Origin of the sequence: Pseudomonas sp. PDM22 (genome assembly GCF_014851965.1) — a bacterium.
GTDB lineage: Bacteria > Pseudomonadota > Gammaproteobacteria > Pseudomonadales > Pseudomonadaceae > Pseudomonas.
The window spans coordinates 137,074-162,185 of the sequence record NZ_JACVAR010000003.1 but is presented as its reverse complement, the minus strand read 5'-3'; the positions used below and the strand labels follow the sequence as shown (position 1 = coordinate 162,185).

At 66.0% G+C, this 25,112-nt stretch carries 20 protein-coding genes; 8 read left to right on the top strand and 12 right to left on the bottom strand.

Annotated elements, in window-relative coordinates:
* Positions 1-7 precede the first annotated feature (7 nt).
* Positions 8-943 carry a phasin family protein gene (locus tag IB255_RS11620; RefSeq protein WP_081519629.1) on the top strand — a complete coding sequence of 312 codons (936 nt, stop codon included), beginning with the start codon at positions 8-10 and terminating at the stop codon, positions 941-943.
* Between the two features lie 78 nt (positions 944-1,021).
* On the opposite strand, the gene IB255_RS11615 is transcribed toward IB255_RS11620, so the two are convergent.
* The 10 genes from IB255_RS11615 to IB255_RS11570 all read right to left on the bottom strand — a co-directional run bounded on the left by IB255_RS11615 (position 1,022) and on the right by IB255_RS11570 (position 14,789).
* Positions 1,022-1,636, bottom strand: coding sequence for a TetR/AcrR family transcriptional regulator (locus IB255_RS11615; protein WP_081519630.1), 615 nt, complete (start codon positions 1,634-1,636; stop codon positions 1,022-1,024).
* A 274-nt stretch (positions 1,637-1,910) separates the two neighbouring features.
* A complete protein-coding gene (phaC, locus tag IB255_RS11610; protein ID WP_081519631.1) occupies positions 1,911-3,593 on the bottom strand; it encodes a class II poly(R)-hydroxyalkanoic acid synthase in 1,683 nt (560 codons plus the stop codon).
* A gap of 333 nt (positions 3,594-3,926) precedes the next feature.
* Positions 3,927-4,931 carry a poly(3-hydroxyalkanoate) depolymerase gene (gene phaZ / locus IB255_RS11605; protein ID WP_225594821.1) on the bottom strand — a complete coding sequence of 335 codons (1,005 nt, stop codon included), beginning with the start codon at positions 4,929-4,931 and terminating at the stop codon, positions 3,927-3,929.
* Positions 4,928-6,607 carry a class II poly(R)-hydroxyalkanoic acid synthase gene (gene phaC, locus IB255_RS11600; protein ID WP_081519632.1) on the bottom strand — a complete coding sequence of 560 codons (1,680 nt, stop codon included), beginning with the start codon at positions 6,605-6,607 and terminating at the stop codon, positions 4,928-4,930. The genes phaZ and phaC (IB255_RS11600) overlap by 4 nt, the downstream gene beginning before the upstream one ends.
* 644 nt (positions 6,608-7,251) lie before the next feature.
* Complete coding sequence (locus IB255_RS11595; RefSeq protein WP_081519633.1) at positions 7,252-7,623, bottom strand: gamma-butyrobetaine hydroxylase-like domain-containing protein; 372 nt, start codon at positions 7,621-7,623, stop codon at positions 7,252-7,254.
* Positions 7,624-7,715: 92 nt separating this feature from the next.
* Positions 7,716-9,056, bottom strand: coding sequence for an ATP-dependent protease ATPase subunit HslU (gene hslU / locus IB255_RS11590; RefSeq protein ID WP_045212875.1), 1,341 nt, complete (start codon positions 9,054-9,056; stop codon positions 7,716-7,718).
* A gap of 28 nt (positions 9,057-9,084) precedes the next feature.
* Positions 9,085-9,621, bottom strand: coding sequence for an ATP-dependent protease subunit HslV (hslV, locus tag IB255_RS11585; RefSeq protein ID WP_017520170.1), 537 nt, complete (start codon positions 9,619-9,621; stop codon positions 9,085-9,087).
* A gap of 144 nt (positions 9,622-9,765) precedes the next feature.
* On the bottom strand, positions 9,766-10,578 hold the full coding sequence (locus IB255_RS11580; protein ID WP_081519634.1) for an SPOR domain-containing protein: 813 nt from the start codon (positions 10,576-10,578) through the stop codon (positions 9,766-9,768).
* A 6-nt stretch (positions 10,579-10,584) separates the two neighbouring features.
* The gene (argS, locus tag IB255_RS11575; protein ID WP_081519635.1) at positions 10,585-12,324 is read right to left on the bottom strand and encodes an arginine--tRNA ligase; all 1,740 of its coding nucleotides are present in this window, start codon (positions 12,322-12,324) and stop codon (positions 10,585-10,587) included.
* Between the two features lie 203 nt (positions 12,325-12,527).
* Positions 12,528-14,789, bottom strand: a complete 2,262-nt coding sequence (locus IB255_RS11570; protein WP_192210394.1) for a primosomal protein N' — start codon at positions 14,787-14,789, stop codon at positions 12,528-12,530.
* Between the two features lie 175 nt (positions 14,790-14,964).
* Here IB255_RS11570 and rpmE point away from each other — a divergent pair, with 175 nt between their 5' ends.
* From rpmE to IB255_RS11540, 6 genes are all read left to right on the top strand, one after another.
* A complete protein-coding gene (gene rpmE, locus IB255_RS11565; RefSeq protein WP_024766509.1) occupies positions 14,965-15,180 on the top strand; it encodes a 50S ribosomal protein L31 in 216 nt (71 codons plus the stop codon).
* A gap of 76 nt (positions 15,181-15,256) precedes the next feature.
* The gene (locus tag IB255_RS11560) at positions 15,257-16,009 is read left to right on the top strand and encodes a thermonuclease family protein (RefSeq protein ID WP_139791638.1); all 753 of its coding nucleotides are present in this window, start codon (positions 15,257-15,259) and stop codon (positions 16,007-16,009) included.
* Positions 16,006-17,457, top strand: a complete 1,452-nt coding sequence (locus IB255_RS11555) for a M48 family metalloprotease (RefSeq protein ID WP_081519638.1) — start codon at positions 16,006-16,008, stop codon at positions 17,455-17,457. Before IB255_RS11560 ends, IB255_RS11555 begins: the two co-directional genes overlap by 4 nt.
* A 103-nt stretch (positions 17,458-17,560) precedes the next feature.
* Positions 17,561-18,829: a malic enzyme-like NAD(P)-binding protein gene (locus IB255_RS11550; protein WP_045212856.1), complete on the top strand. Its 1,269-nt coding sequence runs from the start codon at positions 17,561-17,563 to the stop codon at positions 18,827-18,829.
* A 180-nt stretch (positions 18,830-19,009) separates the two neighbouring features.
* Complete coding sequence (locus IB255_RS11545; RefSeq protein ID WP_192210393.1) at positions 19,010-19,783, top strand: phosphatase PAP2 family protein; 774 nt, start codon at positions 19,010-19,012, stop codon at positions 19,781-19,783.
* A 62-nt stretch (positions 19,784-19,845) separates the two neighbouring features.
* Positions 19,846-20,580, top strand: a complete 735-nt coding sequence (locus IB255_RS11540; RefSeq protein ID WP_081519639.1) for a substrate-binding periplasmic protein — start codon at positions 19,846-19,848, stop codon at positions 20,578-20,580.
* Between the two features lie 185 nt (positions 20,581-20,765).
* Here the strand turns inward: IB255_RS11540 and yccS are convergent, their stop codons facing one another.
* Together yccS and dbpA are read right to left on the bottom strand one after the other, a co-directional pair.
* Positions 20,766-22,961 (bottom strand): YccS family putative transporter, encoded by a 2,196-nt coding sequence (yccS, locus tag IB255_RS11535; protein WP_081519640.1) that lies wholly within the window; start codon positions 22,959-22,961, stop codon positions 20,766-20,768.
* A gap of 186 nt (positions 22,962-23,147) precedes the next feature.
* Positions 23,148-24,524: an ATP-dependent RNA helicase DbpA gene (dbpA, locus tag IB255_RS11530; protein ID WP_081519641.1), complete on the bottom strand. Its 1,377-nt coding sequence runs from the start codon at positions 24,522-24,524 to the stop codon at positions 23,148-23,150.
* A gap of 321 nt (positions 24,525-24,845) precedes the next feature.
* Here dbpA and IB255_RS11525 point away from each other — a divergent pair, with 321 nt between their 5' ends.
* Positions 24,846-25,055 carry a cold-shock protein gene (locus tag IB255_RS11525; RefSeq protein WP_081519642.1) on the top strand — a complete coding sequence of 70 codons (210 nt, stop codon included), beginning with the start codon at positions 24,846-24,848 and terminating at the stop codon, positions 25,053-25,055.
* Positions 25,056-25,112 lie beyond the last annotated feature (57 nt).

Genomic DNA, 25,112 nt, shown 5'->3' with positions numbered 1-25,112 from the left:
GAGCAGGATGGCTGGCAAAAAAACTACCGATAAAAAAGAGTCCAGTTGGATCGGCGAGATCGAGAAATACTCGCGGCAGATCTGGCTGGCTGGCTTGGGGGCCTACTCGAAGGTCAGCAAGGACGGCAGCAAGGTGTTCGAGACCCTGGTCAAGGACGGCGAGAAGGCTGAGAAACTGGCCAAGACCGAAGTCGAGGGTGCGGTGAAGACCTCCACCCGTTCCGCGAAGGCGCGCGTGGATGCCGTCAAGGGCGCCGCGATCGGCAAGTGGGGCGAGCTGGAAGAGGCCTTCGACAAGCGCCTGAACAGTGCGATCTCGCGCCTGGGCGTGCCGAGCAGCCGTGAAGTGAAAGACCTGCACAGCAAGGTCGACAGCCTCACCAAGCAGATCGAGAAGCTCACCGGCGTCAGCGTCGCCAAACCGGCCGCCAAGGCCGCCGCCAAACCCGCAGCGAAAGCCGCCGCCAAACCGGCCGCGAAACCCGCTGTGAAGACCGCGGCCTCCAAACCGGCTGCCAAACCTGCAGCGAAGCCGGCCGCCAAGCCCGCTGCCAAAGCCGCCGCCAAACCGGCTGCCAAGGCTGCCGCGAAACCCGCTGCCAAGCCTGCCGCGAAGCCGGCTGCCAAGGCTGCGGCCAAGCCCGCCGCGAAACCGGCTGCCAAGCCCGCTGCTGCGAAAGCCGCCGCGAAGCCTGCTGCCAAACCCGCTGCAAAACCGGCTGCCACCGCCAAGCCTGCCGCTGCGAAACCTGCAGCCAAGCCGGCCGCGGCGAAGAAGCCTGCCGTGAAGAAGCCCGCTGCGCCCAAGGCCGCCGCCAAGCCGGCTGCTGCGAAACCGGCAACCGCTCCGGCCGCCACTCCGGCTCCGTCGGCTCCCGCCGCCGCGCCGGCCGTGACGCCGTCCGCCGCTGCTCCGGCAACGCCGCCGCCGTCCCAGGCCTGACCGGTCTGCTGCAACACCCACGCCCGGCCTCGCGCCGGGCGTTTTCATTCTCTCAACGCAAAAGCCTGCAGGGATAAGTCAGGGGGCGAGGTAGCGCTTGGCGAGTCGCTCGGCGATCAGTTGCGAGTCCGGGCGCAGATGCGGCGCTACCAGCATCATGACCTGGAACACCACCTGGCGGACGTCGCCCTCGTGGCCGAGGATGCGCTGGTAGTCGAGGGAGAACAGCAGCGTTAGGGTGATCTGCTCCACCAGCTGGCCGAGGGCTTCGGTGTCGCTGGCCAGTTCGTCCTGCGCCTTGAGTTGCGCCAGCAGGGTGGCCAGGGTGCGCTTGAGCTGGTTGAGCCAGGCCCGCACGCCACGGGCGAGCTTGGGCAGGCGCCCGGCGAGGTTGGAGAGGTCCTGGAAGAGGAAGCGGTAGTGCGCCAGGCGCTCGACGATCAGGTGCAGGAACAGCCAGTAGTCCTCGGCGCCCAGTTGCACGTCTTCGGGCGGGTCGAGCAGCGGCGCCAGTTCGTCCTGGAAACGCTCGAACAGCGCCAGCACCAGCGGTTCCTTTCCGTGGAAGTGGTAATAGAGATTGCCCGGGCTGATGCCCAGTTCGGTGGCGATCTCCAGGGTTGAAACGTTGGGCTCGCCCTGCTCGTTGAACAGCTGCAGGGCGCATTCGAGAATCCGGTCGCGCGTTTTCATCCGTGTTCAGGTTCCAGCCGCAGTGGGGCCGACGATAGCCTTCCGGGAAGTTGGCTGCCAATGGCTTCGCGGCAAACTTCCGCATGGCGCCTCCGCGCCGTGGGTTGCCAGGGCATCTACGCAGGATGGTGTGGAGCGTAGCGATACCCATCGACTCAGCGCGCCTTCAGCATGGGTATCGCTGCGCTCCACCCATCCTACGAGAGCGTTCTACGGTGCCAGTGGAAGGCGCGGAGCGAACAACCCGCAACGGGTTGCCCGATCCATGCTTGCCTCAGCGTACGTGCACGTAGGTGCCCGGCGCGGCTTCCTTGGCCGGGTATTCGGCGTTGCCCAGCTCGAAGTTCACCGGCCGGCGTTCGCCCGAGCGCTCCTGGATCCACTCCAGCCACAGCGGCCACCAGCTGCCTTCCTGGCGCTTGGTGTCGTAGTACCAGGCGCGTGGGTCGGAGCTGATCTTGCCGTTCTCGAAGTAGCAGGCCTTGGGGTTGCCCGGCGGGTTGAGGATGCTCTGGATGTGCCCGCTGTTGGACAGCACGAAGCGCGTGTCGCCGCCCAGCAACTGGGCCGAGCGGTACACCGCGTCCCACGGGGTGATGTGGTCGGTGATGCCGGCGACGTGGAAGTTGTCCACCGCGACCTTCTTCAGGTCGATGGCGCTGCCGTTGACTTCCATGGCGCCGGGGCGGGCCAGCGGGTTGTGCTTGAAGAAGTCGAGGAAGTCGCCGTGCAGTGCGGCGGGCAGCCGTGTGTTGTCATTGTTCCAGTAGAGGATGTCGAAGGCCGGCGGCTGCTTGCCCAGCAGGTAGTTGTTGACCCAGTAGTTCCAGATCAGGTCGTTGGGGCGCATCCAGGCGAAGATCTTCGCCATGTCGCGGCCGTCCAGCACTCCGTGCTGGTAGGAGCGGCGCTTGCTGCTCTCCAGGGTCTGCTCGTCGGCGAACAGCGCGGCCGGGGTCTCCACCTGGCTGTCCAGCAGGCTCACCAGGTAGGTGGCGCTGGCGACCTTGCGCAGTTGTCGGCGCGCCTGCAGGTGGCCCTGCAGCGCGGCGATGGTCAGCCCGCCGGAGCAGGCGCCCATCAGGTTGACGCTGCGGCTGCCGCTGATGGAGCGGCATACGTCGATGGCTTCGTCCAGCGCGGTGACGTAGGTCGACAGGCCCCACTCGCGGTGGCGCGCGTCGGGGTTGCGCCAGCTCACCATGAACAGCTGCAGATTGTTCTTCAGGGCGTACTGGACGAAGCTCTTCTCGCTGGTCAGGTCGAAGATGTAGAACTTGTTGATCTGCGGCGGCACGATCAGCAGCGGTTTGGCATGCAGATGCTCGCCCATCGGCTTGTACTGGATCAGTTCCAGCACCTCGTTGCGGAACACCACCGCGCCGGGCGTGGTGGCCAGGTTCTGGCCGATCTCGAAGGCGCTGCGGTTGACCTGGCTGGGCATTCCGCCGTTGTGCATCAGGTCGTCGAGCAGGTGCTGCGCGCCCTTGAGCAGGCTCTGCCCGCCGGTGTTGAACAGCTCCTTCACCGCCAGCGGGTTGAGCAGGGTGTTGGATGGCGAGGCGGCGTCGGAGAGGATCGACAGCAGGAAGCGTGCGCGGGCGCGGTCGTCGCTGTTCAGGTCGCTCTCGTCGACCCAGGCCAGCAGTTGCTTCTGCCACGCCAGGTAGGCCTGCACGGTGCGCCGGTAGAAGGGGTTCAGGCGCCAGGACGGGTCCTGGAAGCGTGCGTCCTGCGGGTTGGGCTGCAGCGGCGAGTCGCCGATCAGCACCTTGCCCACCTGCTTGCCGAAGGCCGCCAGGTGCTTCGCCGAATGGACCGGCCGACGCACGCCCTGCAGCGCCAGCATGCGCAGGGTGGATAGCATGTCCTTGCCGCGCAGGCCGACCATCGCACTCTGCGCATTCATGTATTGGGTGGGGACGGGGACGCTACCAGGTTCAGCTTTCTCTCGCATGAACAGCACTCCGTAAAGGGTCCGACCTGCCAATGGCGACGCAAGGGCTGTACCAGAATCGGGAGACTCCCGTTCCAGACGCCTGCCGCCGGTTCGAGGGGTGTGCACGGGTATCGACGCGAGAGGGCAACTGCCCGAAAACAGGGCAGCGGATCAGCAGCCGGGCTGCCCTGCGGTCACCTTCGAAGGTGGCCGCAGCGCGGGTCCCGAATCAGGCGCTACGTGTCGATACCCGTGAACACGCCTGTTTGTTGTTCGGCTCTTTAAAAAAAGTGCCTGCGCAGCGATCGGTCAAGGCAGGATGCCCGCCGACTGTGACGAAGCTGTGATGCTTCAGCTGGCTTTCGGAGCGAAAGGCCGGGGGTGGATGATCGCGCGCTGCCGTTCTTCCTGGAGGAATTTCATGATGATCGGCGCCACGGTTTCCGCGCGGGTCACCAGGAACAGGTGGCCGTCGTCGATCACGTGCAGCTCGGAGTTGGGAATGCGCCAGGCGATCATGCGCATGTTGATCAGCGGGATGATCGGGTCGTCGTCGCCGGCCAGGATCAGCGTCGGCTGACGGATCTTGTGCAGCCAGTGGATGCTGGTCCAGCCCAGGCCGGCGAACAGTTGCCAGTAGTAGCCCATCTTGCCGGACGAGCGCACCTTGCTGGCGAAGGCCATGGCCAGCTTCGGATCGCGGCGGAAGGCGCCGCCGTATATGTCCGGGGCGATGTGCACGCCATAGGACGGCTGGATGTAGCGCCGCGGGCTGGCCATGCGCCAGAGCACCCGCGGCTTCCCCGGCACCATCACCGCGCCGGCGGCGGTGGCGGCGAGGATCAGCTTCTTGCAGCGCTCGGGGTAGTCATGGGCGAACTGCTGCGCCAGGGCGCCGCCCCAGGACACGCCGATGGCCGTCACCTGGCCGTAGTCCAGGTAATCGAGCATCCGCGCGGCCAGCTTCGCCAGGCCGGGGAAACGGTACGGCGTGCTGGGCGTGGACGAGCCGCCGACGCCGGGGACGTCGAAGGCTATCACCTCCAGGTCCGGGTCCAGCGCGGCGACGAAGGGGAAGACCAGTTCCAGGTTGGCGCCGATGCCGTTGAAGATCAGCAGCGGCGTCATGTGCCTCTTGCCCGGACGCACGGCGGTGCGGATGGTCTGCCCGTCGAGCTCGATGGTGCGGAACTCGAAGGGCTGCGCCGCCGGCGCCTTGCTCGGCAGTATCTCCTCCGCGCTGCGCTTGCTGCGCGCGCGCCGGCTCGTCGGCGCGGCCACTTCCACGGCCTGCGACGATTCTGGGGTGTTGGCGTCGTCCACGGCGCCGGCTTGCGGGAGGAGTTCTGTTTTCATCGTTCGTGTACGTAGGTTCCAGGGGCGGCTTCGCCGGCCGGGTGGGCCTTGTTGCCCAGGGCGGTCGGTGCCTTGCGCGTCTTGCCCGAGCGCTCGGCGAGCCAGTTCTGCCAGTGCAGCCACCAGGAGTCGGCGTGCTTGCTGGCGTTTTCCTGCCAGGCCTTCGGATCGGCCGAGAGTTCAGGGCCGGTCATGAAGCGGGCCTTGGGGTTGCCTGGCGGGTTGAGGATGCTCTGGATGTGTCCGCTGTTGGACAGGATGAATTCACACTTGCCGCCCAGCAGGCGCGCGGAGCGGTAGCAGGCTTCCCAGGGCGTGATGTGGTCGGACAGGCCGGCCACGCAGTAGAAGTCGCAGGTGATCTGCTTGAGGTCGATGGCGGTGCCGGAGACCTCCAGGGCGCCTGCGCGGGTCAGCGGGTTGGTCTTGAACATCTCCACCAGCTCGCCGTGCAGCGCGGCCGGCAGGCGCGTGGTGTCGTTGTTCCAGAACAGGATGTCGAAAGCCGGCGGCTCGTTGCCCAGCAGGTAGTTGTTGACCCAGTAGTTCCAGATCAGATCGTTGGGGCGCATCCAGGCGAACACCTTGGCCATGTCCTTGCCTTCGAGCACGCCGGACTGGTACGAGCGGCGCTTGGCGGCTTCCAGGGTCTTCTCGTCGGCGAACAGGGCGATCTGGGTGTTCATCTCGAAGTCCAGCACGCTGACCATCTGGGTGAAGGCGTGGACCTTCTTCTCGCCCAGGGCGGCGTAATGGCCGAGCAGGGTGACGGTGGTGATGCCGCCGGAGCAGGCGCCGAGCATGTTCAGGTCCTTGGCGCCGGTGATGGCCAGGACCGCGTCGATGGCTTCCTTCAGCGCCTCGATGTAGGTGGTCAGGCCCCACTCGCGCTGTGCCTTGGTCGGGTTGCGCCAGCTGACGATGAAGGTCTGCACCTGGTTGCGCAGGCAGAAGCGCGCCAGGCTCTTCTCCGGCGACAGGTCGAAGACGTAGAACTTGTTGATCTGCGGCGGCACCACCAGCAGCGGGCGCTCATGCACGCTCTCGGTGATCGGCTTGTACTGGATGACTTCCAGCACGTCGTTGCGGAACACCACCGCGCCTTCGGTCACGGCCAGGTTCTTGCCGACCTCGAAGGCTTCCATGTTGACCTGGCTGGGCATGCCGCCGTTGTTCACCAGGTCCTTGGCCAGATGGGTAAGACCGTCGAGCAGGCTCTTGCCGCCGGTCTCGAAGAAGCGTTTGACCGCTGCCGGGTTGGACAGCGTGTTGGTCGGCGCCATGGCCTCGGTCATCAGGTTGATGACGAACTGGCCGCGGCTGATGTCCTGGCTGGACAGGTCGCTGTCGCCGATCCAGGTGTGCAGCTCCTTGCGCCAGGCCAGGTAGGTCTGCAGGTAGCGGCGGTAGAGCGGGTTCTGGCTCCAGGCCGGGTCGTTGAAGCGGCGGTCGTCGTCCGACGGCTTGAGGTCGGATTTACCGAGCAGCACGTTCTTCAGCTCGAGGCCGAAATGGGCCACGTGCTTGGCGCTGTGGAACGGCTGCTTGACCGCTTGCAGCAGCACCATGCGGGCAGAGGTGAGCAGGTCCTTGCCCTGAATGCCGATCACCGGGCTGAGGTTCAGGGTATTTTCCGCGGCTTGCTGGGGTAGATCGCTGTTGTTCTTCTGGGTCATCGGCGACGCTCCATTGTCCTGAGACACATACTGGCGGGGCTCACCTTTCGTGACGTAAGGCCAAGTACTTCTCGGGGTTGCGGAACGTGGAGAGGGCTCCACGCGATTCATCTACTTGGCGGCATCACTGGAAGTTCAGGAAACCACGCTCTGTGCACTGTAGTTCCGTACATTGCACTGCCTTGGTTACCCGAGTTTCCTTCGCCGCGCAAGCTGGTGCAGCGTGGGCCAACTCCTAGGAGTATGTCGGGAAAAGTTAGAAAACGCGCCCTAGAGCGGGGCATCTCGTCAAACCCGGGGTGACCGACCTGCACGCAGCAGTCTGCAACGGGAATATTGCAAATGGCGTGCCCTGGAGCGATTGCCCGACGAAGGTTGGTGCGCAGGGGGAGGTGGGGAGGAAAGATCGAACGAGTTGGAGGGGGGCGGTGAAGAGATGTGCGGGAAGCGCTCCTGATCTTGTAGGAGCGAGCCTGCTCGCCAACCGACCCCGCTGCAGAGCCCGCGCGTAGGGCGCATAACCCGGAACGGGTTATGCGCCGATGGCATCAATGGCGGATAACGCCTTAGGCGTTATCCGCCCTACACGGTATTGCGAGGTGCGGAGCCCGCTCCTGCGCAGGCGGCATTTCGGCGTTAGCTGCTTACAGCATCAGCTTGACCACGGACTCCGACGGATCGCGCGACTTGCCGGCCTTCTCCAGTTGCGCCAGGTAGTCGGTCCACATCTCGTCCTGGCGCATGCACAGCTCGTAGAGGTAGTCCCAGGTGAACAGGCCGCTGTCGTGGCCGTCATCGAAGGTCAGCTTGAGCGCGTATTGCCCGGCCGGCTCGATGTTGTTCAGACCGACATTCAGCTTGCCCACCTGCAGCACCGGGTTGCCGTGGCCCTGGACTTCCGCCGATGGCGAATGCACGCGCAGGAACTCGGCGGACAGATCAAAGGACTGTTCCCCGTAGGTCAGCGAAAGCTTCTTCGAGGCCTTGTGCAGCTTGATGGCGGAAGGAATGCGCATGGACGGCTCCTGGACGGCGATTCCGGCATTGTAGCGCCGGCAGAAAAACAGCGGGGCGCCCTGAGGCGCCCCGTCGCAGCGATGGGGGTCGCTTAGAGGATGTAGCGGGACAGGTCTTCGTCCTGGGCCAGCTCGCCCAAGTGGCCGTTGACGTAGGCCGCGTCGATCACGATGGCCTTGTCACTGTGCTCGCTGGCGAGGTCGGCGGCATCGAAGGACACCTCTTCGAGCAGGCGCTCGAGCAGGGTGTGCAGGCGACGGGCGCCGATGTTCTCGGTCTTCTCGTTGACCTGGAAGGCGATTTCCGCGAGGCGCTTGATGCCGTCGGCGGCGAACTCGATGTCCAGGCCTTCGGTCTTCAGCAGCGCGGTGTACTGCTCGGTCAGCGAAGCGTGCGGCTCGCTGAGGATGCGCTCGAAGTCGCTCGGGCTCAGGGCTTTCAGCTCGACGCGGATCGGCAGGCGGCCCTGCAGTTCCGGCACCAGGTCGCTGGGCTTGGACAGGTGGAATGCGCCCGAGGCGATGAACAGGATGTGGTCGGTCTTCACCATGCCCAGCTTGGTGTTCACGGTGCAGCCTTCGATCAGCGGCAGCAGGTCACGCTGCACGCCCTCGCGGGAGACGTCGGCGCCGCCCACGTTGCCGCGCTTGGCGATCTTGTCGATCTCGTCGATGAAGACGATGCCGTTCTGCTCCACGGCTTCCAGGGCGCGGGCCTTGAGGTCTTCTTCGTTGACCAGGCGCTGGGCTTCCTCGTCGCGGATCAGCTTCATGGCCTCGGCGACCTTCAGCTTGCGGCTCTTGCGCTTGCCCTTGCCCATGTTGGAGAACAGGCTCTGCAGCTGGTTGGTCATCTCTTCCATGCCGGGCGGGGCCATGATTTCCACGCCCGAAGGAATGTCGGCGACCTCGATGTCGATTTCCTTGTCATCCAGCTGGCCTTCGCGCAGGCGCTTGCGGAACAGCTGGCGGGTGTTGGAATCCTCGCGCGCCGGTTCGTCACCGAAGCCGGTGGTGCGCGCGGGCGGCAGCAGGGCGTCGAGGATGCGCTCTTCGGCGGCGTCTTCGGCGCGGTACTTCACCTTCTGCACTTCCTGCTCGCGGAGCATCTTGATCGCGGCATCGGCGAGGTCGCGGATGATCGACTCGACGTCACGGCCGACGTAGCCGACTTCGGTGAACTTGGTCGCTTCGACCTTGATGAAGGGGGCGTTGGCCAGCTTGGCCAGGCGACGGGCGATCTCGGTCTTGCCGACGCCGGTCGGGCCGATCATCAGGATGTTCTTCGGTGTCACTTCGGCGCGCAGCTCGGCCGGCAGCTGCATGCGCCGCCAGCGGTTGCGCAGGGCAATGGCGACGGCGCGCTTGGCGTCGTCCTGGCCGATGATGTGACGGTTGAGTTCGTGGACGATCTCGCGGGGAGTCATGGACATTTGACGTGCTACTCCGGAACGACAGCGCTCAGACGGCGCTGTCGAGCTCCTCAAGGGTCAGGTTCTGGTTGGTGAACACGCAGATGGAGCCGGCGATGTTCAGTGCGGTCTCGGCGATCTCGCGGGCGCTCATGTCGTCGCTGCCTTTCTGCAGCAGGGCCAGGGCCGCCGCCTGGGCGAAGCCGCCGCCCGAGCCCATGGCGATCAGGCCGTGCTCGGGTTCGACCACGTCACCGTTGCCGGTGATGATCAGCGAGGCGTCCTTGTTGGCGACCGCCAGCATGGCTTCCAGACGGCTCAGGGAACGGTCGGTACGCCAGTCCTTGGCCAGCTCGACAGCGGCGCGCACCAGGTGGCCCTGGTGTTTTTCCAGCTGCTGCTCGAAGCGTTCGAAGAGGGTGAAGGCATCGGCGGTGGCGCCGGCGAAGCCGGCCAGTACTTCACCGTGGTACAGGCGACGGACTTTCTTCGCGTTGCCTTTCATCACGGTGTTGCCCAGGGAAACCTGGCCGTCGCCGCCCATGACGACTTTGCCATTGCGGCGGACAGATACGATGGTGGTCAAGGGTCTTACTCCACACTAGCGGGGCGATGTGCCCGAATGCAGAGTCAGATGGGGACTAGGAAGGCGGGGTTCAAGTCCTGCGCCGGACGAGTAGCGCGCATTTCGCGCGCCACCCGTCGGCGCAAGCCTTGGAATGGCCGGGGCTCAGCGGGTCTGACGCTGCTGTAACAGCAGGTTGCTGAAACCGTTGCCGGCGAGTTGTTTCTGCGCCGCGGAGGCCTTGGCGCGGTCGCCGTAGGGGCCGACCATGACGCGGTACCAGGTTTCGTCGCGGACGGTGCCGGACTCCACGCGGGCGTTCTGGCCCATCATGATGATCTGCGCGCGCAGGTGGTCGGCGTCGGTCTGTTTGCGGAACGAGCCGGCCTGCAGGTAGTACTGGGTTGCGGCCACCGCCGGTGGCGGCGTCGGCTTGGCTGGCGCGGTGTCGCTGGCCGGGGCCTGCGGCAGCGCCTGCTTCTGCGCACTGGCGACCTGGGGCGCGGGCGGCGTGGCGGGCGTTGCCGGCTTGACCACCGCGGGCGGCGGCGGATTCTGCCCACTCAGCGCCGCCAGGGCGCGCTGGGTGTCGATCTTCTCGGCTTCTTCCTTGGTCGCGACCACGGTCGCCGGTTGCTGCGGCTTGGCCGGCGGCGGCACGGCTTCGGGCGGCACGGCGACTTCCGAGCCCGGCAGCAGGGTGTAGAAGTCGTACTTGGGCTTCACCCCGGTCGGTGCGGCCGGTTGCTGCGGCTGCACGGTGCCGGAAGGCTTGTTGGAGCCGACCACGGTCTTGGGCGCCTCCGCTTTCTCGCGTTTGACGTCGTTGCGACCCGGCTCCAGCTTCATCAGGAACATGATGAAGCCGCCGATGGCGAGGCCTGCGACCAGCCAGACCCAGCCGGGGACCGACGTCTTCTTGGCCGGGGCCTGGTAGCGGCTGGCGCCGCGCTTGGGAGCGGGTTTCTTCTTCGCCATGGGTGCTTACATGCGCTCCAGGGTTTCCAGGCCCAGCAGCTCCAGGCCCTGCTTGAGGGTGCGGCCGGTCAGCGCGGCAAGGCGCAGGCGGCTTTCCTGTTGCGCCGGGTCCTCGGCGGTGAGGATCGGGCAGTGCTCGTAGAAGCTGGAGAACAGGCCGGCCAGTTCGTACAGGTAGGCGCAGAGGATGTGCGGGACACCCTTCACGGCGACGTTGTTGAGCAGGTCGGTGAACTGCGCCAGCTGCGCGGCCAGGGCAATTTCCTGGGGTTGCTGCAGGTGGATGCTGCCGCCCACTTCGTCATAGGTCTTGCCCAGCTTGCGGAAGATGCTCGCCACGCGGGTGTAGGCATACAGCAGGTACGGCGCGGTGTTGCCCTCGAAGCTCAGCATCAGGTCGAAGTTGAAGCTGTAGTCGCTGGTGCGGTGCTTGGACAGGTCGGCGTACTTCACCGCGCCAATGCCGACGGCGTGGGCGATCTGGCGCAGGTCCTGCTCGCTGAAGTCCGGGTTCTTGCCTTTCACCAGGGTGTAGGCGCGCTCTTCGGCTTCGATCAGAAGGTCGATCAGCTTCACGGTGCCGCCATCGCGGGTCTTGAACGGCTTGCCGTCGGCGCCGTTCATGGTGCCGAAGCCCATGTGCTCCAGTTCCATGCTGGCCGGGACGAAACCGGCGCGGCGGGCGACTTCGAACACCTGCTGGAAGTGCAGGGCCTGGCGCTGGTCGACGAAGTACAGCACGCGGTCGGCGTGCAGCACCTTGTGGCGGTAGCGCATGGCGGCGAGGTCGGTAGTGGCGTAGAGGTAGCCACCGCCGGCCTTCTGCACGATCACCGGCAGCGGCTCGCCTTCGGCGTTCTTGAATTCATCGAGGAACACGCACAGCGCACCGTCGCTCTCGACCAGCAGGCCCTTGGCGGTGAGGTCGGCCACCACCTGCGCGAGGTCGTCGTTGTAGGCGCTCTCGCCCTTCACGTCGGCCATGGTCAGCTTCACACCCAGCAGGTCGTAGACCTTCTGGCAGTGCGACAGGGAGATGTCGTTGAAACGGGTCCACAGGGCGATGCACTTGGGATCGTTGGCCTGCAGTTTCACCACCAGCTCACGGGCGCGGTCGGCGAACTCGGCGGACTCGTCGAAGCGCTTCTTGGCGGCGCGGTAGAAGACTTCCAGGTCGTGCAGTTCGGCCTGGGCATCCACCGGTTGTTCTTCCAGGTAGGCCAGCAGCATGCCGAACTGGGTGCCCCAGTCGCCCACGTGGTTCTGGCGGATCACGGTGTCGCCGAGGAACTCCAGCACGCGGCTGACGGCGTCGCCGATGATGGTCGAGCGCAGGTGGCCGACGTGCATCTCCTTCGCCAGGTTCGGCGAGGACAGGTCCACCACCACGCGCTGGGCCGCACCGGCCTTGCGTACGCCGATGTGGCCGTCGGCCAGGGCCTTGTCGAGGCTGGCGGCGAGCCAGGCCTGGTCCTGGAAGAAGTTCAGGAAGCCGGGGCCGGCGATCTCGACCTTGGCCACTTCCGGGCTCTGCGGCAGCGCGGCGACCAGCTTGGTCGCGAGGTCGCGCGGCTTCATGCCGGCCGGCTTGGCCAGCATCATGGCGATGTTGCTGGCGAAGTCACCGTGGGTTCGGTCCTTGGTGTTCTCCACCTGGATGTCGGGCGTCAGGCCGGCCGGCAGCGTGCCGTCTTCGGTGAGGCTGACAAGGGCTTGCTGGATCAGGTGGCGAATCGTGTCTTTCATGGTTTTCTCCGTGCTCGCGTGCATCCGGCGCGCGCGACCGGTTATCGGGCTCAGAACCGCGCATTATCCGTGGCCGGGCATGGCTTGCCAACCGCGGAGCGCTCCTTGATCAGTCTCGCCGCTGTGCCATCCGTCGCGGCTGATGGAAGTCAATGTAGGACGGATGCGCAAGCCCGGAGGGTTTTATCCGTGCGGCGCATCTGTCAGAACAGGTCAATCGGGTCCACGTCCAGCGACCAGCGCACCTGGCGTCCGCTGGGCATGCCTTCGAGTGTTTGCAGCCAGGGCGTGAGCAGGCGGTGCAGGGGCGCGCGGGCGGTACTCATCAGCAGCAGCTGCGCGCGGTAGCGGCCGGCGCGGCGCTCCATGGGCGCTGGCACCGGGCCGAGGAGGTCGACGTCGTGGCCGAGGGTCGCCTGTAGGCGTTCGGCCTCGGCACAGGCTTCGTCGAGGAAGCCTTCGGCCTGCCCCGGCTTGTGCGCCTCGGCACGCAGCAGGGCGAGGTGCGAGAAGGGCGGCAGGCCGGCGGAGCGGCGCTCGGTGAGGGCCTGGTCGGCGAAGGCGAAGTAGCCTTGCTCGGTGAGCTGCACCAGCAATGGGTGGTCGGCCAGGTGGGTCTGGATCAGCACACGGCCTGGTTCCTCGGCGCGCCCGGCGCGGCCGGCGACCTGGACGATCTGCTGGGCCATGCGTTCGCTGGCGCGGAAGTCGGCGGAGAACAGCCCGCCGTCGGCATCGAGGATCGCCACCAGGGTGACGCGCGGGAAGTGGTGCCCCTTGGCGAGCATCTGCGTGCCCACCAGGATGCACGGCTCACCTTTATTGATAGTGGCGAACAGGTCGCGCATGGCGTTCTTGCGCGAGGTGCTGTCGCGGTCGATGCGCAGCACCGGGTAATCCGGGAAGAGGATGCGCAGGCGTTCCTCGGCGCGCTCGGTGCCGGCGCCGACCGGGCGCAGGTCTACCGTGCCACATTTCGGGCAGTTGCGCGGCGGCCGCTCGCGGTGGTCGCAGTGGTGGCAGCGCAGCTCGCCGCTGCCCTGATGCACGGTCATCCGCGCGTCGCAGCGCGGGCACTGGCTGATCCACCCGCAGTCGTGGCACAGCAGGGTCGGGGCGAAGCCGCGGCGGTTCAGGTAGACCAGCACTTGCTGGCCGGCGGCCAGGGTTTCCTTGATCGAACGCTGTAGCGGCATGGAGATGCCCGAGTCCAGCGGCAGGCTCTTCACGTCCAGGCGGTGGAACTTCGGCTGGTGCGCGCCGCCGGCGCGCTGGGTCAGGCGCAGCAGGCCGTAGCGGCCGCTCTGGGCGTTGTGCAGGCTCTCCAGCGCGGGGGTGGCGGAGCCGAGCAGGATCGGCACGTTCTCCAGCCGCGCACGCACCATGGCCAGGTCGCGGGCGTGGTAGCGCAGGCCTTCCTGCTGTTTATAGGAAGCGTCGTGCTCTTCGTCGATGATGATCAGCCCCGGATTCTTCATGGGGGTGAACAGCGCCGAGCGGGTGCCGATGATGATGTCCGCCTCGCCGTCGCGGGCGGCCAGCCAGGCGTCGAGGCGCTCGCGGTCGGTCAGCGCGGAGTGCAGCAGGGCGATGCGCGCGTTGAAGCGGCGCTCGAAGCGCGAAAGGGTCTGCGGGCCGAGGTTGATCTCGGGGATCAGCACCAGCGCCTGCTTGCCGGCTTCCAGGGTCTCGCGGATCAGCTGCAGGTAGACCTCGGTCTTGCCGCTGCCGGTGATGCCCGCCAGCAGGAAGCTGTGGAAGCTGCCGAAGCCCGCGCGCACGGCCTCGAAGGCGGCGCGCTGCTCGGCGTTCAGCGGCAGTTCCGCCTGCGCCAGCCACGGGCCGTGGTGCGGCGGCACGCTGTGGACGCGCACCTCCAGCGTGACCAGCCCCTTTTCCTGCAGCAGGTCGAGGCTGTCCTTGTTGATCTGCAACTGGCTGAGCAGGTCGTGGGCGACACCATGGGGATGCTGCTTGAGGATCTTCAGCGTCTCGCGCTGGCGCGGCGCGCGGGCAAGTCGCGGGTCTTCCTCGCGGGCGCCGGGTTCGGCATGCCAGAAGCGCTGCTGGCGCGCCTCGGCCGGGTCGCCCTGGCGCAGCAGGTTGGGCAGCGCCCAGGAGAAGGTATCGCCCAGGCTGTGCTGGTAGTACTGCGCTGTCCAGCGGCACAGCTCCAGCAGGTGCGCTGGCATCGGCGGCTCGCGGTCGAGCACGGCCAGGGCCGGGCGCAGCTTGTCTGCCGGGACCTCGGAGCTTTCCACCTTGTCCACCAGCACGCCGACCATCTCGCGACGGCCGAAGGGGACGCGCAAGCGCACGCCGGGCTGCAGGCGTGCGACGTCGACCCCGCGCGGAGGCAGGTAATCGAACAGGCGGCGCAGCGGCGAGGGCAGGGCGAGACGCAGGATGGACGGTGACGGCACGCGACGGATTCCGGGGCGGCGGGGAGCGTCGGATGGTAGCATGGGCGATGCGACGGTCGGTCATGCCTGATCTTGCGTTGAAAGCGTTCTCTGGTATGATCCACGCCCTTAATTTCCGTGCGGTGCCCGGTAAAAGATCCCGCCCGCGGTCCTCGATGACCGTGGCTCGGCTTCTGCCAGAGACTGGGTGGCGGCACACCACCGAGAGGAAGAGACCATGAAACCGGAAATCCATCCCGCGTACGAAGACATCGAAGCTACCTGCAGCTGTGGCAACGTGATCAAGACCCGTTCCACCCTGTGCAAGGGCATTCACCTGGACGTCTGCTCCGAGTGCCACCCCTTCTACACCGGTAAGCAGAAAGTTCTGGACACCGGCGGCCGTATCGACCGCTTCAACCAGCGCTTCGCCATGTTCGGCGGCAAGAAGTAAGATCGATTTCCGGGAAAGGCCGACGATGGTTTTTCACGGTAATTCGAAAAAGGCGTCCCTCGTGGGCGCCTTTTTTATGGCCGTCCTTTTTTCCCTGGACGCCAGCGCCGCTGCCTGCCCGCAGCCTTCGTCGGCCGAAACGGTGCGCGTGGCGCGGGTGGTGGACGGCGACACGCTCAAGCTGGCCGACGGCCGCAGCGTCCGCCTGATCGGTGTCAACGCCCCGGAACTGGCCCATCATGGCCGCTCCGAAGAGCCCTTCGCGGTCGCCGCCCAGCGCCGTCTGCAGCAACTGGTGGCGGCCAATGACGGCGAGGTCGGCCTGGTTGCCGGCCAGCAGGGCAAGGACAAGTACGGCCGCACCCTGGCCCACGCCTATGACGCCCACGGCAACAACCTCGAATCCCGCCTGCTCGCCGAAGGCCTGGGCTACCTTGTAGCTATCGCCCCCAACACCGACCTCACCGTCTGCCAGCAGGCTGCCGAGCGGCAAGCCCGCAGCGCCGGGCTCGGTCTGTGGAAGCGCTCTCCGGTACAGACGGCGGAACAACTTCACGAAAGCGGATTCGCAGTGGTTCGCGGACGGGTCGAGCAGGTACAACGCAATCGCGGCGGGCTGTGGATCGATCTCGATGGCCCGCTGGTGCTGCGGATCGAGGCGCGACTCGTGAAGCGTTTCGACGATGCAACCCTGCGCGATCTCAAGGGTCGACAGGTGGAGGCGCGCGGCTGGGTCATCGACCGCGCCGAGCGTGGTGGCGTGAAACCCGGACAGGCGCGCTGGATGCTGCCTGTGACCGACCCGGCGATGATGGAGGTATTGCCATGAGCTTGCGCTCGTTCGGAATTCTTACCCTGCTGGCGCTGCTGAGCGTTCTCGGCGGCTGCGCCACCAACCCGGCCACCGGCAAGTCTGACTTCGTGATGATGAGCGAGCAGAGCGAGCTGGAGATGGGGCAGAAGTACAGCCAGCAGATCGCCCAGCAGTATCCGCGCTATGAGGACGGCAAGTTGCAGGCCTACGTTCAGCAGGTCGGCGAGCGCGTCGCCCGCGCTGGCGACCGGCCCAACCTGCAATATCACTTCACGGTCATCGACACCCCTGACATCAACGCCTTCGCCCTGCCCGGCGGCTACATCTATATCCACCGCGGGCTGATGGCGTACCTGGGCTCCGAAGCGGAACTGGCCGCCGTGCTGGGGCACGAGGTCGGCCACGTCACCGCGCGCCACAGCGTGCGCCAGCAGAGCCAGTCCAGCGCCTGGGGCATCCTCGGTCAGGCCGTGGCCATCGGCACCGGTGTCGGCGCGGCGGCGGACTTGACCAACGTGCTCGGCACCGCCTTCGTGCGCGGCTATGGCCGCGACATGGAGCTGGAGGCCGACGGCCTGGGCGCCAAGTACCTGGCCCGTGCGGGCTATGACCCCACCGCCATGATCCAGGTGGTGCGGGTGCTGAAGAACCAGGAAGACTTCGCCCGCGACGAAGCCGCGCGCAAGGGCCAGGCGGCTCAGCCGGTCGGCTACCACGGGTTGTTCGACACCCACCCGGACAACGACCAGCGCCTCAAGCAGGTCATCGGCCCGGCCCAGGCCCTGGCTGGTAACAGCCAGCACGAGATCGGCGCCGAGCGCTACCTGAAGGCCATCGACGGCATGCCCTTCGGCGACTCCGCCTCCAGTGGCGTGCGCCGTGGGCAGAGCTTCTACCACTCGGAGCTGGACTTCACCCTGACCTACCCGTCGGGCTGGGGCATCCTCAACCAGCCGACCGCGCTGGTGGGCTACACCGCCGACCAGCAGGCCTACATCGGCATGAAGCTGGTGCCCCGCGAAGGCCAGCTGACCCCGGCGGAATACCTGCGCAAGGGCGCTGGCGGGCGGTTATCGAACGAAGAAAGTTTCCAGCAAGCCGGTCTCGACGTCGCCACCGGCGTGGTGCCCGGCTCGCCTGCCCGCCGCGCCGCGGTGATCTACCAGAAGGACCGCGCCTACCTGTTCATTGGTGTGGTCAAAGGTCGCGCCTCGCTGGAAAGCGAAGACGACCACTTCATGCAGGTCATCCGCAGCTTCCGGCCGATGCGCGCCGACGAGCAGAAACTCGCACAACCGCGCCGGATCGCCGTCATTCAGGTCAAATCCGGGCAGACTGTCGAGCAGTTCGCGAAGGCTGAATCCGGTCCGGAATCTGACTCGATAAATCGTATACGTTTATTGAATGACTTGTATCCAACTGGTCAGCCAAAAGCTGGCGACTGGCTGAAAGTCGTACGCTAGAGGTCTTGACAGCGGGGGCTTGGGCTACCTTGGCAGGTGCGGGGTTTGTGCGTATGCTCGGACCCCCGTCTGTCCAACAAGCAACAAAAGCGGAAGTGCCCAAATGTCTGATCTCAAGACCGCTGCCCTCGAATATCACGCCCAACCCCGCCCCGGTAAACTGAGCGTCGAGCTGACCAAGCCGACCGCCACCGCCCGCGACCTGTCGCTGGCATACAGCCCGGGCGTCGCCGAGCCGGTGCGCGAAATCGCGCGTGATCCGGAACTGGCCTTCAAGTACACCGGCAAGGGCAACCTGGTCGCGGTCATTTCCGACGGCACCGCCATTCTCGGCCTGGGCAACCTCGGCCCGCTGGCCTCCAAGCCGGTCATGGAAGGCAAGGGCGTGCTGTTCAAGCGCTTCGCCGGTGTCGACGTGTTCGACATCGAAGTCGACGCCGAGAGCCCGCAGGCCTTCATCGATACCGTCAAGCGCATCTCCATCACCTTCGGCGGCATCAACCTGGAAGACATCAAGGCACCCGAGTGCTTCGAGATTGAGCGCGCGCTGATCGAGCAGTGCGACATCCCGGTATTCCACGATGACCAGCACGGCACCGCCATCGTGACCGCCGCCGGCATGCTCAACGCGCTGGAAATCGCCGGCAAGAAGCTGGAGACCGCGAAGATCGTCTGCCTGGGCGCCGGCGCCGCCGCCATCTCCTGCATGAAGCTGCTGGTGAGCATGGGTGGCAAGGTCGAGAACATCTACATGATCGACCGCCAGGGCGTGATCCACGCCGGCCGCAACGACCTGAACCAGTACAAGGCCGTGTTCGCCACCGAGACCGACAAGCGCACCCTGGCTGACGCCCTGGAAGGCGCCGACGTATTCGTCGGCCTGTCCGGCGCCAACCTGTTGAGCCCGGACGATCTCAAGCGCATGGCGCCGAACCCGATCGTCTTCGCCTGCTCCAACCCGGACCCGGAAATCAAGCCGGAACTGGCCCACGCCACCCGCGACGACGTGATCATGGCCACCGGCCGTTCGGACTACCCGAACCAGGTCAACAACGTACTGGGCTTCCCCTTCATCTTCCGCGGTGCCCTGGACGTACGCGCCACCCGCATCAACGAAGAGATGAAGATCGCCGCCGCCCTGGCCCTGCGTGACCTGGCCAAGCTGCCGGTACCCAAGGACGTGTGCGACGCCTACGGCGTGAGCGCCATCGAGTTCGGCCGCGAGTACATCATTCCGAAGCCGATGGACAAGCGCCTGATCACCGTCGTTTCCGATGCCGTGGCCAAGGCTGCCATCGAGACTGGCGTGGCGACCCTGCCGTATCCGAAGCACTACCCGCTGCAGTCGGTGGAAGACGTCTTCAAAGGCTGATTCCGTCTGATTTGAAGAACCCCGCCTCGGCGGGGTTTTTCTTTTTCCGCTGAAGGAAACGAAGAGTTACCGATTAATGACTGAAGGCAGAGGCCTTCGGAACGTACCGGACTATCCTTCCCCGCTCATGCATTGACGCGTCCGCTGCCCTGGAGCGGGCCGGGCGCATGGGGGAGCATCATGAATCGGACTTTGCTGGCAGTCGCCACCCTGGCGGTCAGCGCCGCGCTCATCGGTTGCGCAGGGGCACCGCAAATGAGCTGGGATCGGGTAGGGGATTCGGCGCAGCGCGCGGTCACCAGTGCCGACGTCTGGGCCCCGGTGGCCGGCGCGGCGGTGATCGCTGCCGGTGGCTGGGACCATCAGTGGCAGAAGTCGGCGAGCAACCACGACTGGTTCTTCGGCGGCGACGCCAACCAGGCGGCCGACCGCATGCTCAACCTCGCCACCGGCCTGAGCGTCGTCACCGCCCTGGTGGCTTCACCCAAGGACGTGAGCAGCGAGGAGAAGTGGAGCTGGCGCGGGCGCAACCTGACGCTGCTGGCGGCGGACCGCTACGCCGTGACCGGCTTCGTCGAGGAAGCCAAGGAATGGTCCGGGCGCGAGAGGCCGGACGGGATTCCCGACGACTCCTTCCCGTCCAAGCACACTGCCGTCACCGCCGTGCACACCAGTTTCACCCGCCGCAACCTGGATTACATCGACATGGACCCGACCTGGCGCTACACCGCCAAGGCCGGCCTCTACACTCTTGACGGGCTGGCCGCGCTGTCGCGCGTGGAAGGCGACAAGCACTATCCCACCGATGTGCTGGTGGGGATGGCGGTGGGCAACTTCTTCGCCAACTTCACCTACAACCTGTTCCTCGAAGGCTCGGAAAGCGAGCGCTACAACGTGACCGTGGTGCCGGAAACCGGCGGCGGGATGAGCTTGCGCGCGGCGATGCTGTTCTGAGGTTGGCGCGACGCCGTGGGCAGCGTCTAGTCTTGAAAGCTTCTCTCTGGACGACAAGCCCGATGCCGTTGCGCCTGCTGCTGATCCTCTTGTTCCTGTGCGTTACCAGCGCGGCGCGGGCCGGGGAAGTGCTGCGCATCGCGGCGGACCGCTGGCCGCCCTACGCCGATCGCCAACTGCCCGGCAACGGCGTGGCGGTGCATCTGGTGCAGGCTGCCCTCAAGCGCGCCGGGTACGCCAGCGAGTACATCGAAGTGCCCTGGCCGCGCGTGCTGCACGGCGTGGCGAATGGCGAGTACGACCTGGTGGCGGATGCCTGGTATTCGCCGGAGCGGGAATCCTTCGCCGTGTACTCCGAGCCCTACCTGGTCAACCGCGTACGCCTGATCAAGCGCCAGGGCTCGCCCATCACCTTCGCCAAGCTCGCCGATCTCTACCCGTACCGCATCGCCATGGTGCGCGGGTATGCCTATTCCGAGGCGTTCAACAACGATCCGAAACTGCAGCGGGTGCCGGTGTTCAGCTTCGTCAACGCGGCGCTGATGCTGCAGGCCGGGCGGGTGGACCTGACGCTGGAAGACGAGATCACCGCGCGCGTGCACTTCAATGGCGACCTCGCCGAGCTCAAGGGCCAGCTGGAATTCCTGCCGGTGCCGCTGACCGAGAATGGCCTGCACATTCTGGTCGGCCGGCATGTGCCCGACCACGCGGCAATCATAGCGGCGTTCAACAAGGCGATCCGCGAGATGCACGAGGACGGCAGCTACGACGAGCTGATGCGCGAGCACGGGCTGTAAAGGGCTTTCCGTCTCTTTGCAGGAGATTCAATGTCTACCCCACCGTATCGGCCTTGGACCGTAGGGCGCATAACGCGCCAGCGTTATCCGCCGCGGTGCCATTGGCGGATAACCCGTTCCGGGTTATCCGCCCTACAAGGGTTTCGCGGACGGAGTCCGCTCCAACGCAGCTGGAGGTTTCGACGTCAGGCGGCCTCGATCTGTTCCGCGCCGATGTCCTTCTTCAGCAGGTGCGCCGCCAGGGTGCGCAGCGGCGTGAGCTGTCGGCAAATGAGTGCCAGCTGGGTCTGCACCAGCCGGTGGGCGTCGTCCTGTTCCTCGGGCAGTTCTTCCAGACGCTTGGCCAGCGCGTCTTCCTCGTCGCTGTAGATTTCCACCGCGCGTCGTTCGTTGAGGCGCGCGGCGATGTCGTCGAGGCTGCTGGTCAGGCGTTCGGCGGCCTCGGCGATGAGGTCGTCGTTGACGTCCGGCGGCAGCTGGTTGCGGTGCGCGCCGAGGGCGGAGAGGTAACTGAGCAGGGTGTGGGAGAGCACCAGGAAGCGGAAGCCGATCTCCGCGTCCTTACGGAAGTGACCGGGCTCCAGCAGCATGTTCGACAGTGTGGTGGAGAGCGTCGCATCGGCGTTGTGCGCGTTGCGCCGTGCGGTGCGGTAGGCGAGGTCGTCGCGCTTGCCGTTGGCGTACTGCTGCATGATTTCCCGCAGGTAGCGGCTGTTGCACGCCAGGGTGCCGCCGACCAGCCGGTGCAGGCTGCGCCCGTGCCAGTCGGGCAGCACCAGGAATACCGCAATGCCGGCGATCAGCGCGCCGAGCAGGGTATCGAACAGGCGCGGCAGGATCAGCCCGTAGCCGTCGCCCACCTGGTTGAAGCAGAACAGCACCAGCAGGGTGATCGCCGCCGTCGCCAGGGTGTAGCGCGTGCTCCGCGTGGCGAAGAAGGCGACCCCGGCAACCACTGCCAGCAGCGACTGGATCAGCGGGTTGGGGAACAGGTCGATCAGTGCCCAGCCCGCCACCAGGCCGACCAGCGTGCCGAGGATCCGCTGCACCATGCGGATGCGCGTGGCGCCGTAGTTCGGCTGGCAGACGAATACCGTGGTGAGCATGATCCAGTAGCCCTGGGTCGGGTGGATCAGGTGCAGCATGCCGTAGCCGGCGGCCAGTGCCAGCGACAGGCGCAGGGCGTGGCGGAACAGCAGTGAGGTCGGCGAGACCTGCAGGCGGATGCGCTCCAGCGCGTCCTTGAATGAGCGGGGGGAGCGGTCCAGCAGTGTGCTGTCCTGCTCGTCGTCGAGCATGTCCGGATTGCTCGCGCCGCTGAGCTTGCGGTCCAGGGTGGTGAGGTTGGCCGCCAGCGCGCCGAGCGAGCGCAGCAGTCCGCGCCAGGCCGGGTTGCCCTGCTGGCGCAGGTACTCCAGCGAGGCGTTGAGGTCGGCCAGGGCCAGTTCGCTGTCGTTGTAGTCGAACGGGTGGCGCAGCTGGATCGCCTTCGCCAGGGCCTTGCACGCCTTGCCCTGCTGGTTGAGCAGGCGCTGGCAGCGGAACAGCACGTCGCTGTGGAAGAAGGCTTCGGCCAACTGGTTGTATGGGTAGTGCGAGGAGCTGGCGCGCTCGTGGACGTCCTGGGCGATGAAGTAGAGCTTCAGGTAACGGCTGATCTTCGGGCTCGGCCTGCCGTGGGATAGGCGCGCGAGGATGGTTTCCTTGGCCTGGTTGAGCGCCACCACGACCCGCCCGTTCTGCCGCGCCAGCGCCAGGCGCTGGGCTTCGACGTCGAGCTGGCGCAGCGGCTCCAGCAGGGTCGACTTGATCTTCAGGTACTCGCCCAGTTCGAGGAACAGTCTGGCCAGGCTCTGTTGCACCGGCTGGTTGGCGAACAGTGCGTTCCACAGCACCGAGAGCAAGCCGTACCAGAGCGCGCCGGCCACCAGCAGCAGTGGTTCGTGCCAGAAGTCGGTGGGCGTGCCGCCGCGCTGGTCGACGCCGATCATGGTGTAGATCGACAGGATCAGGGTCGCCGAGGCGATCGCCGCATAGCGCTCGCCGAGGGCGCCGAGCAGGGTCATGGCGAAGGTCGAGAGCGCGAGCCCGGCGACGAACAGCGGCGGGTAGGGGAACAGCAGTTCCACCGCCAGCGAGGCGATGGTGAAGCACGCGAGGGTCACCAGCAACGCCTGCAGGCGGCCCAGCCAGTGGTCGTCGGTTTCCGCCAGGGCGCTGGCGATGACCCCGAGGAACAGCGGGATCACCAGCTCCGGCCGACCCTGCAGCCAGCACGCGAGCATGACCCCGCTGAGGGCGACGAACACCCGCAGGCTGTAGGCGAACTTGTCCAGCGCCCAGAGGCGCCGCAGAGACTGGAGCAGTGGGGAGGAGAGCATGCGCGTGCGGGACTTCCGGATGTCTGCCGCTCAGACTAGCGGATCGCCCCGGGCGCGGCTATCGCGAGCGCGACAGACCTTGGTGTTGGTGACGTCGAGTGCGGAAATCCGCACCGCAGGTCCCTGCAGGAGCGGGCCATGCCCGCGATAGCGCGCAAGGCGCGCTCCTGCAGATGAATGCCGAAGTCAGAGGATGCGCGCCTTGAACGAGCGGCCCTTGATCTTGCCTTCGTTGAAGTGCTTCAGCGCCTGCTTGGCGATGTCGCGTTCCACGGCAACAAAGGCCTGGAAGTCGAAGATGGCGATCTTGCCGACCTGGGTGCCCTTGAGCCCGGCGTCGCCGGTCAGCGCGCCGAGGATGTCGCCGGGACGCAGCTTGTCCTTGCGCCCGCCGGCGATGGCCAGGGTGGTCATCGGCGGCAGCAGCGGGGTGTCGTTGGCCTTGAGGAAGTCGATGCGCTCCCAGTTCAGCGGTGCACCCTGCAGGTCTTCGATGGCCTGCGCGCGGTTGGCTTCGGCGGGGGTGACCAGCGACAGCGCCAGGCCCTTTTCGCCGGCACGTCCGCTGCGACCGATCCGATGAATGTGGATCTGCGCATCGCGCGACAGTTCGACGTTGATCACCGCTTCCAGTGCGGCAATGTCCAGCCCGCGCGCGGCCACGTCGGTGGCCACCAGCACGCTGCAGCTGCGGTTGGCGAACATGGTCAGCACCTGGTCGCGCTCGCGCTGCTCCAGATCGCCGTGCAGCGCCAGGGCGGAAATCTTCCGGGCATTGAGCTGCTCGACCACTTCCATGCACTGCTGGCGGGTATGGCAGAACGCGACGCAGGACTGCGGGCGGAAATGCTGAACCAGGCGGACGACGGCATCGAGGCGCTGCTTGGGATCGATCTCGTAGAAGTGCTGCTCGATCTGGCTGTCGTCGTGCAGGGCTTCCACTTCCACGCGCTCGGGATTCTTCAGGAACTTCGCCGCCAGCTGGTCGATACCCTCGGGGTAGGTGGCAGAGAACAGCAGGGTCTGCCGGCGCGCCGGCGCCTGGCCGATGATGTCGGCGATGCTGTCGTAGAAGCCCATGTCGAGCATGCGGTCGGCTTCGTCGAGTACCAGGGTGTTCAGGCCATCGAGCTTCAGGGTGCCGCGGCGCAGGTGTTCCTGGATGCGGCCGGGCGTGCCGACCACCACGTGGGCGCCGTGCTCCAGCGAGCCGATCTGCGGGCCGAAAGGCGTGCCGCCGCACAGGGTCAGTACCTTGATGTTGTCGGCGGCGCGGGCCAGGCGGCGGATTTCCTTGGCCACCTGGTCGGCCAGCTCGCGGGTCGGACACAGCACCAGTGCCTGGCAGCCGAAGTAGCGCGGATTCAGCGGGCTGAGCAGACCGATGCCGAAGGCGGCGGTCTTGCCGCTGCCGGTCTTGGCCTGGGCGATCAGGTCGCGGCCCTTGAGGACCGCCGGCAGGGCGGCGGCCTGGATCGGCGTCATCTCGCGATAGCCGAGAGAGTCGAGGTTGGCCAGCAGGTCGGCCGACAGCGCGAGGCTGGAAAATGCAGAGGTGGTCACGAAGGGAGCCCGGGTGAATCCATATGGCCGCGCAGTGTAGCAGGAGAGCACCCTCAGGAGGGCTGAGAAGCTGATATGGCAAGGGTTTGAGGCCACTCGTCCGATTTTCTCCAGGTGCTGATCCGCGGTTTTTTCAAGAGATTCGCTTTCCGCAGATTTTTGTCGTAGAGTTTCCGGACTGTGTTTGCATGGGTCGCCGTCGATCGTGACCTGATGCGGTCGGTTATTCCACCCCGTCCTGCTCGACTCCTTGTAACTCCTTGCAACTCAGTTCCTGGCCATTCGTGGCTAATTTTAAAAATACGTTCCAAGGAGAACACCATGTCGAATCGTCAGAACGGCACCGTCAAGTGGTTCAACGAGACCAAAGGCTACGGCTTCATTACCCCGGAAAGCGGCCCGGACGTGTTCGTACACTTCCGCGCTATCGAAGGTAACGGCTTCAAGACTCTGGCCGAAGGCCAGAAAGTCACCTTCGAAGTCGTGCAGGGCCAGAAAGGCATGCAGGCCGAGCGCGTACAGGTAGCCTAAACGCTTCCTGGTGTCAGCCAAGAAACCCCGGGTGGAAACATCCGGGGTTTTTTATTG

Excerpts from the sequence above, each read along its gene's own strand:
- IB255_RS11620 (WP_081519629.1), top strand. The coding sequence starts at position 8 with ATGGCTGGCAAAAAAACTACCGATAAAAAAGAGTCCAGTTGGATCGGC.
- IB255_RS11615 (WP_081519630.1), bottom strand. The coding sequence starts at position 1,636 with ATGAAAACGCGCGACCGGATTCTCGAATGCGCCCTGCAGCTGTTCAAC.
- phaC (WP_081519631.1), bottom strand. The coding sequence starts at position 3,593 with ATGCGAGAGAAAGCTGAACCTGGTAGCGTCCCCGTCCCCACCCAATAC.
- phaZ (WP_225594821.1), bottom strand. The coding sequence starts at position 4,931 with ATGAAAACAGAACTCCTCCCGCAAGCCGGCGCCGTGGACGACGCCAAC.
- phaC (WP_081519632.1), bottom strand. The coding sequence starts at position 6,607 with ATGACCCAGAAGAACAACAGCGATCTACCCCAGCAAGCCGCGGAAAAT.
- IB255_RS11595 (WP_081519633.1), bottom strand. The coding sequence starts at position 7,623 with ATGCGCATTCCTTCCGCCATCAAGCTGCACAAGGCCTCGAAGAAGCTT.
- hslU (WP_045212875.1), bottom strand. The coding sequence starts at position 9,056 with ATGTCCATGACTCCCCGCGAGATCGTCCACGAACTCAACCGTCACATC.
- IB255_RS11580 (WP_081519634.1), bottom strand. The coding sequence starts at position 10,578 with ATGGCGAAGAAGAAACCCGCTCCCAAGCGCGGCGCCAGCCGCTACCAG.
- argS (WP_081519635.1), bottom strand. The coding sequence starts at position 12,324 with ATGAAAGACACGATTCGCCACCTGATCCAGCAAGCCCTTGTCAGCCTC.
- IB255_RS11570 (WP_192210394.1), bottom strand. The coding sequence starts at position 14,789 with ATGCTACCATCCGACGCTCCCCGCCGCCCCGGAATCCGTCGCGTGCCG.
- rpmE (WP_024766509.1), top strand. The coding sequence starts at position 14,965 with ATGAAACCGGAAATCCATCCCGCGTACGAAGACATCGAAGCTACCTGC.
- IB255_RS11560 (WP_139791638.1), top strand. The coding sequence starts at position 15,257 with ATGGCCGTCCTTTTTTCCCTGGACGCCAGCGCCGCTGCCTGCCCGCAG.
- IB255_RS11555 (WP_081519638.1), top strand. The coding sequence starts at position 16,006 with ATGAGCTTGCGCTCGTTCGGAATTCTTACCCTGCTGGCGCTGCTGAGC.
- IB255_RS11550 (WP_045212856.1), top strand. The coding sequence starts at position 17,561 with ATGTCTGATCTCAAGACCGCTGCCCTCGAATATCACGCCCAACCCCGC.
- IB255_RS11545 (WP_192210393.1), top strand. The coding sequence starts at position 19,010 with ATGAATCGGACTTTGCTGGCAGTCGCCACCCTGGCGGTCAGCGCCGCG.
- IB255_RS11540 (WP_081519639.1), top strand. The coding sequence starts at position 19,846 with ATGCCGTTGCGCCTGCTGCTGATCCTCTTGTTCCTGTGCGTTACCAGC.
- yccS (WP_081519640.1), bottom strand. The coding sequence starts at position 22,961 with ATGCTCTCCTCCCCACTGCTCCAGTCTCTGCGGCGCCTCTGGGCGCTG.
- IB255_RS11525 (WP_081519642.1), top strand. The coding sequence starts at position 24,846 with ATGTCGAATCGTCAGAACGGCACCGTCAAGTGGTTCAACGAGACCAAA.